Annotated in this window: 1 protein-coding gene and 1 pseudogene; both read left to right on the top strand. The window is 71.7% G+C overall.

The window, feature by feature from the left end:
* On the top strand, positions 1-281 hold a 281-nt coding region (locus tag FQ755_RS05070; protein WP_144151566.1), incomplete at its 5' end, for a DUF4126 domain-containing protein.
* Between the two features lie 56 nt (positions 282-337).
* Positions 338-591, top strand: a pseudogene (locus FQ755_RS05065) (ABC transporter permease); the annotation flags it as partial.

Raw genomic sequence — 591 nt, 5'->3', positions numbered from 1 at the left:
GCTCGGCCCATGTCGCGAAGGCCGGCACGCGCGCGCTGATCAATCTCTCGCCCGAGCCGATCTCGAACTGGATCGCCTCGGCCACCGAGGACGGCCTGGTATTCGCGGGCCTCGCGCTGGCCTTCTTCGTGCCGCTGCTGTTCCTGCTGCTGATGGTCGGCTTCGTCGCCTTCGCGGCCTGGGCACTGCCCCGGCTCTGGCGCGGCGTGTCGGGCGGGTTCCGCGGCATGGCGCACCAGATGGTGTCGCGTTTCAATTCACTCGGGGGCAAGCGGGATTGACCAGGCAGCATGAAGCAGGGCGCGCCGCGCGCGGCGCGCGTCTCACGCCGGGCGAACTGGTACGGCAATCGATCCGGATGACGATGCGCGACTGGCGCTCGGGCGAGCTGACCCTGCTCGTGCTGGCGCTGGTGCTGGCGGTCGCCGCGCTGACCAGCGTCGGTTTCCTGTCCGACCGGCTGCGCCAGGGGCTCGAGCGCGATGCGCGCCAGATGCTCGGCGCCGATTTCGTGGTGCGCGCCGATCATCCCGTCGATCCGTCCTTCGCCGCCGCCGCGCGCGCCGACGGCCTCGCCACCGCCTCCACGGC

Origin of the sequence: Paraburkholderia sp. BCC1885 (assembly GCF_900996235.1) — a bacterium.
Taxonomy (GTDB): Bacteria; Pseudomonadota; Gammaproteobacteria; order Burkholderiales; family Burkholderiaceae; genus Paraburkholderia.
Note: the sequence above shows the minus strand (reverse complement) of the source record. Positions and strands in the feature narration are given on the sequence as shown.